Annotated in this window: 9 protein-coding genes and 2 pseudogenes; 8 read left to right on the plus strand and 3 right to left on the minus strand. The window is 69.5% G+C overall.

Annotated features, from left to right (window positions below; all coding sequences use genetic code 11):
* Nucleotides 1-4: 4 nt before the first annotated feature.
* On the minus strand, nt 5-1,273 hold the full coding sequence (locus OG953_RS39565; RefSeq protein WP_405690594.1) for an ABC transporter substrate-binding protein: 1,269 nt from the start codon (nt 1,271-1,273) through the stop codon (nt 5-7).
* Nucleotides 1,274-1,500: 227 nt separating this feature from the next.
* Here OG953_RS39565 and OG953_RS39570 point away from each other — a divergent pair, with 227 nt between their 5' ends.
* The 6 genes and pseudogenes from OG953_RS39570 to OG953_RS39595 form a co-directional block, all read left to right on the plus strand.
* Entirely contained in the window at nt 1,501-2,604 is a 1,104-nt protein-coding gene (locus tag OG953_RS39570) for a LacI family DNA-binding transcriptional regulator (protein ID WP_405690596.1), read from the plus strand.
* A 168-nt stretch (nt 2,605-2,772) separates the two neighbouring features.
* Nucleotides 2,773-3,585: a MurR/RpiR family transcriptional regulator gene (locus OG953_RS39575; RefSeq protein WP_405690598.1), complete on the plus strand. Its 813-nt coding sequence runs from the start codon at nt 2,773-2,775 to the stop codon at nt 3,583-3,585.
* Between the two features lie 332 nt (nt 3,586-3,917).
* Nucleotides 3,918-4,127, plus strand: a complete 210-nt coding sequence (locus tag OG953_RS39580) for a ferredoxin (RefSeq protein ID WP_405692334.1) — start codon at nt 3,918-3,920, stop codon at nt 4,125-4,127.
* The gene (locus OG953_RS39585; RefSeq protein ID WP_405690599.1) at nt 4,117-5,490 is read left to right on the plus strand and encodes an NAD(P)/FAD-dependent oxidoreductase; all 1,374 of its coding nucleotides are present in this window, start codon (nt 4,117-4,119) and stop codon (nt 5,488-5,490) included. The genes OG953_RS39580 and OG953_RS39585 overlap by 11 nt, the downstream gene beginning before the upstream one ends.
* A gap of 34 nt (nt 5,491-5,524) precedes the next feature.
* Nucleotides 5,525-6,709 carry a cytochrome P450 gene (locus OG953_RS39590; protein WP_405690601.1) on the plus strand — a complete coding sequence of 395 codons (1,185 nt, stop codon included), beginning with the start codon at nt 5,525-5,527 and terminating at the stop codon, nt 6,707-6,709.
* A 569-nt stretch (nt 6,710-7,278) separates the two neighbouring features.
* A pseudogene (locus OG953_RS39595) lies at nt 7,279-7,605 on the plus strand (lysine transporter LysE); the annotation flags it as partial.
* Between the two features lie 72 nt (nt 7,606-7,677).
* Here the strand turns inward: OG953_RS39595 and OG953_RS39600 are convergent.
* Nucleotides 7,678-9,528 (minus strand): serine hydrolase, encoded by a 1,851-nt coding sequence (locus OG953_RS39600; RefSeq protein ID WP_405690603.1) that lies wholly within the window; start codon nt 9,526-9,528, stop codon nt 7,678-7,680.
* Nucleotides 9,529-9,710: 182 nt separating this feature from the next.
* Between OG953_RS39600 and OG953_RS39605 the strand changes: the two genes are divergently transcribed.
* Both OG953_RS39605 and OG953_RS39610 read left to right on the plus strand, forming a co-directional pair.
* Complete coding sequence (locus OG953_RS39605) at nt 9,711-10,820, plus strand: NAD(P)H-dependent flavin oxidoreductase (RefSeq protein WP_405690606.1); 1,110 nt, start codon at nt 9,711-9,713, stop codon at nt 10,818-10,820.
* Entirely contained in the window at nt 10,817-12,367 is a 1,551-nt protein-coding gene (locus tag OG953_RS39610; RefSeq protein ID WP_405690609.1) for an acyl-CoA synthetase, read from the plus strand. Before OG953_RS39605 ends, OG953_RS39610 begins: the two co-directional genes overlap by 4 nt.
* 140 nt (nt 12,368-12,507) lie before the next feature.
* Here the strand turns inward: OG953_RS39610 and OG953_RS39615 are convergent.
* Nucleotides 12,508-12,783, minus strand: a pseudogene (locus OG953_RS39615) (penicillin acylase family protein); the annotation flags it as partial.
* Nucleotides 12,784-12,915 lie beyond the last annotated feature (132 nt).

Here is a 12,915-nt window from a genome sequence, read left to right on the forward strand (position 1 = left end):
GTCCTTACATCCGGCCGATGGCGGCCTCGGCGAGCCGGCCGAGTTCCGCGATGGCGTCCTTCGCGGACTGGCCGCCCACGATCGCGGGCTCCAGCGTGGGCTTGATCTTCTCGCGGATCTCCATCCAGGCAGCGGTGCCGCCCTCCGAGTACGCGTGGCCCATGCTCTGCAGGGAGAGGTCGACGAACTTGTTCTCCTTCACATAGCTGCTGTCGCTGAGATCCTGCAGGCCGGGCACCGAACCGCGCTGCTTGGCCGCACCGAGGATCGACTCGGGCGTCGCGAGGTACTCGACGAGCGCACGGGCCGCCGCGGGGTGCTTGGAACTGGCGGACTGGGTGACAAGCGTGCCGCCCTGGAGCATCGCGGGCTTGCGGTTGGCGAGGACGAACGCCCCGAGCTTGTCGTCCTTGAGGAGTTCCGGATTCTGGTCCCCGACCTGCTTCCACAGGGCACTGGACGTCATCATCATCGACGCCTTGCCGGTCTGTACGTTGGTCGGGGCACCGAGGTCCGTCTTCTTGGCGTAGTCGGCGGAGCCGTCCTTGATCAGGTCCTTGAAGAACTGCAGCGCCTCAACCCCGCGGGCGTCGGTGAACAGCACCTTCTTGCCGTCCGCGCTGAACAGCTGGCCGCCGTTGGCGAAGAGGAAGGTCTCCCAGCACTGGCGCAGATGGATGGAGAACGGGTCGAAACCGATCCGGCCGTCCTTGGTCAGCTGCTTGGCCACGGCGCGCAGTTCGGCCCAGTTCGCCGGGGTCTTCTTGATGCCGGCCTCGGCGAAGTGGTCCTTGCGGTAGACGACGATGCGGGTGTCGAGGACGACCGGCAGCGCGTACAGCTTGCCGTCGTACCGGGACGGCTCCAGGACCCGCTTCTCGTAGTCGTGCGCGGTGGCGAACTTCTCCGGCAGCTCGGCGATCGCCTTCTTCGCGGCGAACGGCGGGATCCAGCCCACGCCCATCATCAGCACGTCGGGCAGCAGACCGCCCGCGAGCCCCGTGGTGATCTTCTCGTTGAGCTGTTCGTACGTGGTGTAGTCCACGTTCACCTTGACGTCCGGATACTTCTTCCGGAACCCGCCGAGTATCTCCTTCTCCAACAGCGTCTTGCCGTCGGCGCCTTCGTAGATCGGGGTGAGCAGCGTGATCTCGCCTTCGGCGGGGCCGTCGGCGGAGCCGGCCGACGAAGTGCCGGTGCCGCACGCACTGAGGGCGGCGGCAGCGGTGCCGGCGCCGATGGCAGCAAGCAGCGACCGTCTTTTGAGTTCCATGGGACACCCCTTTTGAGGTGGAGACTGTGGATCGATCCAGCGATGACATCCCGGCCATGGCTGAGAAGCGCTGGTAAATCGATGCACTGATGCTAGGAACGCCTCACGAGAGACGTCAACAGCTGATGCGCATGAATTTTCAGGGATGTTAACGGGTGTACCGGTGAACAGGATCAAGTAAATCGATACACTGGTAGGGTTAGACGCGTTCCGAAACCGGAGGTGGCATGGGCGGGGTAACGATCCATCAGGTCGCGGAGGCCGCGGGGGTCTCCGCGAGCACGGTCTCCAATGTCCTCAACGGGCGTACGGACCGTATGCAGGCGGCCACGCTGGCCCGCGTGGAGCAGGTGATCGAGCAGCTCAGCTACCGGCCCAACCGCGCGGCCCGGATGTTGCGAACGGGTCGCATCAAGGTCATCGGTCTCATCGTGCCGTCCGTCGCCAACCCGTTCTGGGGGGCGCTCGCCCGTGAGCTGGAGGCCATCGCGCTCGCCGAGGGCTATCACGTACTGCTCTGCAACAGTGAGCGCGATCCGGCCCGCGAGCTCAAGTACGGCGAAGAGTTGCTCGCGGACGGGGTCAGCGGAGTGGTGCTGTGCTCCTCGCTTCCCTCGCTCGAACATATGACACCGCTGCTCAGCCGCGGACTGAAGATGGTCGCCTTCGACCGCACCGCGCAGGCGGGCGATCCGCCGTCGCTGGCCTCCATCAGTGTCGACAACGCGATGGGTGCCGAGCTCGCCACCCGTCATCTGACCGAACTCGGCCACCGTCGGCTGGCGTTCGTCTCCGGCTCGGTCAACAGCGTCAACCGCCGTGAGCGGCTGCGCGGCTTCCGGGCCGCCCTGGAGTCGGCCGGTCTCGACCCGGCCGACGCGATTGTCTGGCCCGGCGCCGACACCGCCGAGTTCGGTGACAAGGATGCCGCCGAACTGGGGCGGAACGCCGCCAGGGAACTCCTCGGCGGACCGCGCCCGCCCACCGCGTTCGTCGCCATCAACGACATGTGCGCGATCGGGATCTGCCGGGGCGCCAGGGACGCCGGACACAGTGCGGGGCAGGACGTCTCCGTGGTCGGCTTCGACGACATCCTCCTCGCCGACCTCTTCGAGCCCCCGCTCACGACGGTCCGCCAGCCGCTGCCGGAGATGGCCGCGGAGACGTTCCAGCAGCTGCGGGCGCGGATCGACTCCGCGCCTGCGGCGGGACGGTCACTGCTCATCCGGCCGAGGCTGGTCGTACGGGAGTCGACGGCCCCGGCCGCTGCGGCCGCCGCGGTCCCCGGGCCGAGCGGAGCCGGGCAGCGGGTGGCGGGCCGGACGGCATAGGGTGCCGACACTCAGGTCCCGACCGTCGCCTGCGCTCGCCGCGGCGGTGGCCACCGCCGCGGCGAGCGCAGGCAGTTGGTCACGCCGAGGCCACCCGTCCGCGAAGGCCAGGCCGGCCAAGCCGGCAGAGATCACCCGAACCCCCGCCATTTCGGTGGCGGCGAGCGGTTGGCCCAGCACGGTCACGGAGGCAACGGCCACGAGCAGCGGGGCGGTGCTGCGGGCCATGAGATACATCTGGCCGAAGTCCCCGAGCTGATACGCGCGCAGGAGGAAGAGGTGGGAGAGCACCTCCAGCGCGGCGGAGACCAGGATGAAGGGCCAGGCCCAGGCCTCGGGCACCGGTGTGAAACAGACCATGACCGCCGCGCAGCCGGTGTACGCGAGGTTGATGAGGGTGAAGCCGACGAGCGGCTCAGCGTCAGCGACGTCGCCGCCCTGGCCGGCACAGCGGCGTCGTCGGTCGTCCGCGCCTGCCAACGGCTCGGCTTCCGTGGCTACCAGGAACTGAAGATCGCGGCAGCACGCCAGAGCCCCACCCGCGCACCGGCGCCGGACCCCCACGACGACCCGGCTGCCCGCGCCCTGGCCGACACGATCCATGCCTCCCGCGAAGCCCTCGACGACCTCGCCACCACGCTGACCGCCGACCGGCTGCTCGCCGCGGCCACCGCGCTGAACGCCGCGCCCCGCATCGTGGTCGCGGCGGCCGGCCTCTCCGCCGCCGTGGCTGCCGACACCGCGTACCGCCTGCGTGCCCTCGGGTGCATCGTCGACGCCCCTGCCGACTCCCTCACCGCTCAACTCGAGGCTGCCCAACTACCTCCGGGCGCCGTGTGCCTGGCCTCTTCGGAACTCGTGAATGTGGCAGCAGGTGGGCCCCTGGCGTCACCTGTCGCAGTGGGGCGTGAGGTGGCCCGGCTTCGGGGACCGATGGAACAGCCGGTATCGGCGAGATCGATCTTGTTCGGTCCGTCGTGATCCTGAGAGATCAGCCACACCGGAGAGCAGCTGGGCAACTTCCCCCCAGGCCTTCACCCACCTCGCCCTCATCAGCGCGCCCTGGGCTGACCCGCGGAGCAGGCTGCGTTCACTCGTTCAGCCCACCGAGTTCCTGTGCCACGGCAGCGGCCGCCCCTGCGGGATAGACACCAGCAGGGCACCAAGGGCACCGGCTGGGAACTGCTGTTGGACAACCTCGCAGGCATCCGCCATAGGGCCCCCGACCCCGCAGAAGTGGCCATGCGAGTGACCGGTTCTCCGCCCATCCTGGAAACGGAAGGGGGGATGAGATGACGGAGGGACTGGTGGGAATGCGGATCGTTGTGGACCTTGCGCGTTGCCAGGGGTATGCGCAGTGCGTGTTCCTCGCGCCGGAGGTGTTCCAGCTGCACGGCGAGGAGGGGTTGCTGTACGCCCCTGCCGTGCCGGACGGCCAGGCCGAGCGCGTGCGCGAGGCTGCGGCGGCGTGCCCGGTGCAGGCCATCCTCGTCGGCGAGGAGGTGAGCGCCGGTGACCGGTGATCTGCGGGACGGCCGCATCGTCATCGTCGGCGCTTCGCTGGCCGGGTTGAGGGCCGCGGAGACGCTGCGTGACGAGGGCTTCACCGGCTCACTGACCGTGGTCGGGGACGAGCCCCTTCCGCCCTACGACCGGCCTCCGCTGTCCAAGCAGGTACTGCTCGGCCAGGCGGCGGCGGACACCACGGGGCTGCCGATGCGCCGGGACCCGGACGCCGACTGGCGGCTGGGAGTGCGTGCCACCGGCCTGGACCCTCTCGGGAAACGGGTGATGCTGGCCGACGGCGAGTCGCTGCCGTACGACCGGCTGCTGATCGCCACCGGGACTCGGGCACGGCCCTGGCCCAACCCGGAGGAAGCCGCCCTGGACGGAGTGTTCACCTTGCGCACCCGCGACGACGCCGCGGGGCTGGCCGAGCGACTGGCTGCCGGGCCGCAGCGGGTGCTGGTGGTCGGCGGCGGCTTCACCGGCTCCGAGATCGCCTCGGCCTGCCGGGAACGGGGGCTGGATGTCACGGTCACCGAACGCGGACCCGCGCCTCTGGTGGGAGCGCTGGGCGGGACGCTGTCCAAGCTCGCGGCCGTCATGCAGCGCAACCACGGCGTGGATCTGCGTTGCGGGGTGACGGTCACCGCCCTGCGCGGTGACCGGAACGGCCGCTTCACCGGTGCGGAGCTGTCCGACGGCAGCCGCATCGACGCCGACGTGTGCGTCGCGGCACTGGGGGCGATCCGCAACGTCGAGTGGCTGGCGGACTCCGGGCTGGCAGCGGGCCCGCGTGGAATCGCCTGCGACGCCGGGTGCCGGGCCTTCAACATGTACGGGATCGTCACCGACGACGTCTTCGTGGCCGGCGATGTCTCCCGGTTCCCGCACCCGCTGTTCGGGTACCAGATGCTCTCCCTGGAGCATTGGGGCAACGCGGTCGCGCAGGCCGAGGTCGCGGCCCACAACATGGTCAATCCGGGGCCCCTGCGGCGCCCGCACCTTGCCCTCCCGACGTTCTGGTCGACCCAGTTCGGGCTCAACATCAAGTCGGTGGGCGTGCCTACCTTCTCCGACCACGTGGTCATCGCCCAAGGCTCTCTGGAGGCGCGCCGTCTGGCGATGGTCTACGGATACCAAGGGCGGGTCACCGCCGCCGTCACCGTCAACATGGCCAAGTCGCTCGACTACTACGCGCACCTGATCGAGACCGCTGCTTCGTTCCCGCCCCCGCCCGGCGCGGCGGACCGTGCGATCGCGGCCGACATCCCGATTCCGTCCGACGTGCCGGATCCGAAGCAGCTGTCCCACGGCCCCACCGTGGCGCTCACCGGTTACCTGCCCGACCGCCGACTGACCGTGGTGCAGCCCACCGGCTGACCCACGTCCCGCCCCACCACGAGGAGCCGTACGCATGACAGCCGACACCCTCCTGGCACGGATCACTGACTACGCCAACCGCCCCAACCCCTACGCACTGTACGCGGAACTCCGCGAGGCCGGTCCCGTGGTGCGGCAGGCAGATGGCAGCTACCTGGTCGGCACCTACCACGAGATCGCCGCTCTGCTCCACGACCCGCGGATGAGTGTCGATCCCCGCATCCGTGGCGAGGCGACACACAAGCCGCCGTTCCTGCGGCTCGACGACCCCGAGCACCACAGGCTGCGCACCCTTGCCATGCGGCCGTTCGGCCCGCCGCACAGCCCGGGCCGGGTCGATGCCATGCGCGGCGAGATCGCCCGGATCACCGAGGAACTGATGGAGGTCTTTCAGCCGGGCCGGCAGGTCGACGTCGTCGACGATTTCGCCTACCCACTGCCCGTCACCGTGATCTGCCGGCTGCTCGGGGTGCCGCGCGAGGACGAGCCGCTGTTCAGGGAATGGTCCGACGCGCTCGTCACGTCCGCCGATGTCAGGCCCGAAGAGGACTCCACCGAGCGGGACCGGGCAGGCGAACAGGCGCGGATCGAGATGGGCCGGTACCTGGTGGACCTCGCCGAGCAGCGCCGTGACCACCCGAGCGACGACATGCTCTCCGCCTTCGTCAACGAGCCGGATCCGGCCCTGCGGCTCACCAGCGAGGAACTCGCGGAAACCGCCGTGCTGCTGCTCATCGCGGGACACGAGACCACGGTCAACCTGATCACCAACGGGGTGCTCACCCTGCTGCGCCATCCCGAGCATCTGGACCAGCTGCGTCGAGAACCCGACCTGCTGCCGCAAGCGGTGGAGGAACTGCTGCGCTACGAGCCCCCGGTCCACATGCGCGAGCGCATCCCCCTCGCCGCCATCGACGTCGCCGGCACCACGATTCCCCAAGGCACGTCCGTCGTACTGGTGCTGGCCTCGGGCAACCGCGACCCCAAGCGGTTCAAGGAGCCCGACCGGTTCGACCCCACCCGCCCCGACAACGAGCACCTCGGCTTCGGCAGCGGTATCCACCTGTGTTACGGCGCACCGCTCGCCCGCATCGAAGCCCAGGCCGCGCTCGGCGCGCTGCTCCCCCACCTCGGCACGGCACGCCTGGTCCAGGACCCGCCCCCCTACCGGCAGAACGCCATGCTCCGCGGACCCCGCCACCTGCCCATCCAACTCTGAGGCTGCGTGGCGGCAGACAGCAGGCCGACCATCTGTGGCACCCCGCGCTGAAACAGGACGGTGCCTTGCGCAAGGGCGAGAGGAGCCATCGCGGACCCGGTCGTCGAGATGAGATCGGCGAGGACGAATCGCCGCTCCCGGGAGCAGTCGAAGCGGTGCGTGTACGGCCGCCCCGGGCAGGTGGGGCACTGGAACAGGTACACACCCCGAGGTTGCCAAGGACCGGTCCGCGCCTTCGAACGGCCGGCCGCGATCCTCCACCGGCTCCCAGGCCCGTCGGGTACGGGAATTCGCCTCGGGGCCCGGGGCGGTGGAGAGGTGGTACTGGTAGTCCCAGCCGGTCGCGCCGGGTCTCATTTCGTGCCAACCCGCTGACCGCAGAAGGTCATCCCCCCGCCGGCATCTGCAACGCTTCGCTCAGCACAGCTCCGCCGCAGCACACGTGCCCTCCGCTCGTCACACGCGTTGCTCGGCCAGGTCGAGCCAGTGCTCGACGTCGCCCGGCGCGAAGTGTCTGATGGCCCAGTCGACCATGCGCAGACTCATATGCGCCCAGGAGGGACGCAGGACATCGCCGGACAGTGGCGCGGATCGGGACGGACCCCGTCAGTCCGGCACGGTCCTACCTGATGCTGCTCGGGATGACCATGATGAACCCCGCCACTGTCATCTACTTCGCGGCGCTCGTGCTCGGCAGCCGTACCACCGCCGAAGCCGACCACCTGGAACGGGCGGTGTTCGTACTGGCCGCCCTTGTGGCGTCGGCCAGTTGGCAACTGCTGCTCGCCGGTGGGGGAGCGCTGCTCGGCCGGGCGGTGACGAGCAGCCGCGGGCAGCTCGTCACCGCTCTGGTCTCCAGCGTCCTCATCACGGCACTCGCCGTCCAGCTGCTGTGACCGCGCCGGGGAAGGGGGACGGCCCTTCCCCGGCACGGCCGGTCAATGGCTCGAGGCCCGCCTCGGCCCGCCTCAGTCCGCTGAAGCCGTCCATCCCAGCGCCTCGATGCCCGCGGCATCCCCGGACCGGCTCTCGTCGAAGACCGTCCGGTTGCCGTCCTGGACCCGGACGGCGTCCACGTACACCCCGCGCCCGACGTACCGATGATCCGTGGCGTACCGCCACCGCAGCCGCACCTCCTTGCCGCGCCATGCGGCGAGGTCCGCGTCGAGACGGTGCCAGACCCGGCCGGACCAGCCGGAGACCGAGCCCGACGGATGCGGTTCGGGCTCCGGGTGGTGTTGACCGGCCATCGGTACGGTGGCGAACGGCACCGCCTGCCAGGTCGCCCCCGCGTCCGCCGACGCCTCCAGGAAGAGGAAATCGGACCCGGGCTCGGTGTCCCACCAGAGGGCCGAGCTCAGCCGGGCCCGCGACGACGCGAGACGCAGCGCGGGCAGCGTGAGCGTAGCGCCGGCGGCGCTCGCCAGTCCCGAGAACCACGCCGTACGCCCCCGGGCGGGACGGACCGCGACGGCGCGCGCCATCTGGTTGGCGGTGGCGACGCGCGGCGCGCTGCCGGAGCGCCAACTGCGCATCGGGTGCACCGAGTTGCCGAGGACGATCAGGAACGAGTCGGTCGTGGGGTCCAGGACCAGACTGGTGCCGGTGAATCCGGTGTGGCCTGCGGTACGAGGGGTTGCCATAGCCCCCATGTACCAGTGCTGGTAGAGCTCGAAGCCGAGTCCGTGCGCATCGCCGGGGAACGCGGTGTTGAAGTCCGTGAACAGCAGGTCCACCGATTCCGCGGAGAGAATCCTCGCGCGGCCGTAGATCCCGCCGTTGAGCAGCGTACGGGCAAGGATCGCGAGGTCCCAGGCGCAGGAGAAGACTCCGGCGTGGCCCGCCACGCCGCCCAGGCTGTGCGCGTTCTCGTCGTGCACCTCGCCCCAGACCAGCCCGCGGTCGAGGCCGGACCAGGGGAGCCTGGCATCCTCGGTTGCGGCGATCTTCGGCCTCCAGGAGGCCGGCGGGTTGTACCGAGTGCGGTGCATGCCGAGCGGAGCAGTGATCTGCTCACGGAGCAGGACGTCCTCCGTGCGGCCGGTGACCTTCTCCAGGACCAGTTGCAGCGAGATCAGATTGAGGTCGGAGTAGAGGTAGACCGTGCCGGGCGGGTTGGCAGGCACCTCGTTCCAGAGCAGCTCCAGCTTCCCCTCCCGCGTAGGTGCCTTGTACAGCGGAATCCAGGCACGGAAGCCCGACGTATGCGTGAGCAGCTGACGGATCGTGATGTCCTGCTTGCCGCCACCGGCGAAATCGGGCAGATAGGACGCAACCTTCGCCTCCAGTTCCAGCGTTCCGCGCTCGATCTGCTGCACGGCCAGGATCGAGGTGAACAGCTTCGACACCGAAGCCAGGTCGAACACCGTGTCCTCGGCCATGGCGATCTGCTGGTCGGGCGGGAACTCCACCCCTGTGTCGGTCTTCTCGTCGTACGCCGCGTAGCGCACGGCCTTGCCGATCGGGTGGTGCAGTGCCACCGTGCCACCCCGCCCGGCGAGCAGCACCGCACCCGCGTACCAAGGGTGTTTGGGGGAGTTGGAGAGGAACTTCTCCGCATCGACAACCAATTGGTCCAAAGGCCCCTGCAACAACCCGGCACGGGCGGCGGATCCGCGTCGCAGCGTCGGCCGGGCCTGCCCGGATGCCGTGCTCGTCCCGATCCCTGCGTGCATACCCGACGACCCCGCCCCCGACTCCATGGCCGACGCCCGTTCCGCGAACGGAATCGGCGCCAGGGCGAGTGCTCCGCCCAGGGCCAGCATCCCACCGCCCAGCCTGCGTCGGCTGATCCCTCTGCCGGCCGCTTCCTCGGTCATCCGGAACCCCTTCCTGCTGCGCGAAAGTAACTTTCGAAATTTCGTCCGACGATGAAACTTCCTGCCGCCGCAGAGATTACTGTCACCACTGCTGTCGCGGAGGCCCCCGGCGTCACAAAGAATCTGACACTGCATCAGAAAATGTCTTCCCTCGCATGCCCGACTGCGGCATCCTGCGCCCCATGGAGACGGAGCTGAGCAAGAAACTGGGAGTCGAGCACGCCATCTTCGGCTTCACGCCGTTCCCCGCGGTGGCCGCGGCCATCACCCGGGCCGGCGGCTTCGGCGTACTCGGCGCGGTCCGCTACACCGCCCCCGACGACCTCGCACGTGACCTGGACTGGATGCAGGAGCACACCGACGGCAAGCCGTACGGTCTCGACGTCGTCATGCCCGCGAAGAAGGTGGAGGGGGTGACCGAGGCCGACGTCGAGGCGATGATCCCGGCCGGACACCGCCAGTTCGTCCAGGACACCCTGGCCAAGCACGGCGTACCGGAACTCGCCGAGGGTGAGGCGTCCGGCTGGCGCATCACCGGATGGATGGAGGAAGTCGCCCGCAACCAGCTCGACGTCGCCTTCGACTACCCCATCAAACTCCTCGCCAACGCCCTCGGGTCGCCGCCCGCCGACGTCGTCCGACGCGCCCACGATCAGGATGTTCTCGTCGCCGCGCTCGCCGGAAGTGCCGGACACGCCCGCCACCACGTGGACGCGGGCATCGACATCGTCGTCGCCCAGGGGTATGAGGCGGGCGGCCACACCGGTGAGATCGCCTCCATGGTCCTGGTCCCCGACGTGGTCGACGCCGTGGGGCCGCTCCCCGTCCTCGCCGCCGGCGGCATCGGCAGCGGCGAGCAGATCGCCGCCGGACTCGCCCTGGGCGCCCAGGGCGTGTGGCTCGGCTCCCTCTGGCTGACCACGGAAGAGGCGGACCTCCACTCCCGCGCGCTGACCCGCAAACTCCTTGCCGCGGGCTCCGGCGACACCGTCCGCTCCCGCGCGCTCACCGGCAAACCCGCACGCCAGCTCCGTACCGAATGGACCGACGCCTGGGACGACCCGTCGGGTCCCGGCACCCTGCCCATGCCGCTCCAGGGGCTGCTGGTCGCCGAAGCCGTCTCCCGTATTCAGAAGTACGAGACCGGTGCGCTGCTCGGCACGCCCGTCGGTCAGATCGTCGGCCGGATGAACAGCGAACGCAGCGTTCAGGCCGTCTTCGACGATCTGACCCGCGGCTTCGAGCGCGCCGTGGACCGGATCAACCGCATCGCCGGACGGAGCGCCTCATGAACCGGCCACCCAACGGCTTCTGGGCCCAGGCCACCGCCGATCCCGGCCGTACGGTTCTGATCGCACCCGACGGCGAGAGCTGGACGGCGGGCCGGCTGCACGCCGCAGCCAACCGCCTGGTCCACGGGCTGCGCGCAGCCGGGCTCCGACGGGGCGACGCCTTCGCGGTCGTCCTGCCCAACGGTGCCGAGTTCTTCACCGCCTACCTCGCCGCCTCCCAGGCCGGCTTCTATCTTGTACCCGTCAACCACCACTTCGTCGGCCCCGAGATCGCCTGGATCGTCGCCGACTCCGGAGCCAAGGTGCTCATCGCCCACGAGCGGTTCGCCCCGGCGGCGACCGCGGCCGCGGACGAGGCCAGGCTTCCGGCCGGCCACCGCTATGCCGTGGGCACGGTCGACGGCTTCCGCCCGTACGCCGAACTGCTCGAAGGACAGTCCGACGCACCCCCCGAGGCCCGCACCCTCGGTTGGGTCATGAACTACACGTCGGGCACCACCGGCCGCCCGCGCGGCATCCGCCGCCCGCTCCCCGGCAAGCTCCCCGAGGAGAGCCACCTCGGCGGATTCCTGGGCATCTTCGGCATCAAACCCTTCGACGGCAATGTCCATCTCGTCTGCTCGCCGCTCTACCACACGGCCGTCCTCCAGTTCGCGGGAGCGTCCCTGCACATCGGGCACCCGCTGGTCGTGATGGACAAGTGGACGCCCGACGAGATGCTGCGCCTCATCGACACCCATCGCTGCACCCACACGCACATGGTCCCGACCCAGTTCCACCGCCTCCTCGCCCTCCCCGACGAGGTGAAGCGGGGATACGACGTCACGGCGATGCGCCACGCCATCCACGGCGCAGCACCCTGCCCCGACCACGTCAAACGGGCCATGATCGACTGGTGGGGGCGGTGTGTCGAGGAGTACTACGCGGCCAGCGAAGGCGGCGGCGCCTTCGCCACCGCCGAGGACTGGCTGAAGAAACCGGGCACGGTCGGCAGGGCCTGGCCGATCAGCGAACTCGCCGTCTTCGACGACGACGGCAACCGCCTGCCGCCCGGCGAGCTCGGCACCGTCTACATGAAGATGAACACCGGCGGCTTCAGCTACCACAAGGACGAGACCAAGACGAGGAAGAACCGCATCGGTGAATTCTTCACCGTCGGCGACCTCGGCATCCTCGACGAGGACGGCTACCTCTTCCTTCGCGACCGCAAGATCGACATGATCATCTCCGGTGGTGTCAACATCTACCCCGCCGAGATCGAGGCTGTCCTCCTCGGCCACCCCGCGGTCGCCGACGTGGCCGTCTTCGGCATTCCCCATCCCGACTGGGGCGAGGAGGTCAAGGCGGTCGTCGAACCGGCCGGGACACACGGGGCGGGGGAAGCGCTGGCCGCCGAGATCCTGCGCCACTGCGAACAGCATCTGGCCGGGTACAAGTGCCCCAGGAGTATCGACTTCATCGAGGAGATGCCCCGCGATCCCAACGGCAAGCTGTACAAGAGGCGGCTGCGCGATCCGTACTGGGAGGGCCACCAGCGGGCACTGTGAACCACCGTCCGAAGCCCGTCGCCCGTCGAACGCTCCCGGTCGGCTGAGGCGGCGGGCAGCCTTGCCGGACGGACGGTGTCCACGAGATCATGACCGCCCATATGGATATTCGGCTGTCGAACGGTATGGGAGTCCGGCGGGGACCGCTCGTCGCGCAGGGGCACGAAGCCGTCGGCGAGCGTGCACACCTGGTCGGCGGCCTGTGCCCAGCCATTGCCGAAACCCAGGTTCGCGTAGTCCTTCGCCAGGATGTGCGGGATGCCGTATTCGGTGTACCGGATCACGGCGGACAGCCCACCGCCCGACCGACGGTGTGTGCGCGAGCCGTCGGCCGCGGCGGGCGGCAGCGAAGCGGACACGGTGAACAGCGCGAGACCGGATACACCAAGAAGTCTGAGACGGTTACGGAGAGGCAACGGGCCTCCCAACTGTGCGGGTGGGAAAGGCGGTTGCCCGAGCGTTCGAGTCGCCTTGCGCCACTCAGCCGGCACCCCCGCACCCCTGTCAACATCCCGACCGGTGTCCGACCCCTTGACCACCGGGTTCCG

This window comes from Streptomyces sp. NBC_00057, assembly GCF_045041165.1.
Classification (GTDB): Bacteria; Actinomycetota; Actinomycetes; order Streptomycetales; family Streptomycetaceae; genus Streptomyces.